Below are 209 nucleotides of genomic sequence, written 5' to 3' on the forward strand. Positions count from 1 at the left end.
GCCCAGGTGGCGGAATTGGTAGACGCACTAGTTTCAGGTACTAGCGCTGAGAGGCGTGGAGGTTCGAGTCCTCTCCTGGGCACCAAATTAGCAGAAGGCTTGCAGCAATGCAAGCTTTTTTGCTTTCTGGCCCGGGTTTGGGCTTGTCCACCTTTGCATCAGGCAGAGCGCCTGCCGGCGCCCCGCCCACGCGCTCACACCGGCTGACC

1 tRNA gene is annotated in these 209 nt (G+C 60.8%); it reads left to right on the plus strand.

The features are described 5' to 3' along the window. Positions 1-85: transfer RNA gene (locus tag HA630_RS00905), tRNA-Leu, on the plus strand. Positions 86-209: the final 124 nt, after the last annotated feature.

The sequence above is a fragment of the Aquabacterium sp. A08 genome (assembly GCF_011742065.1).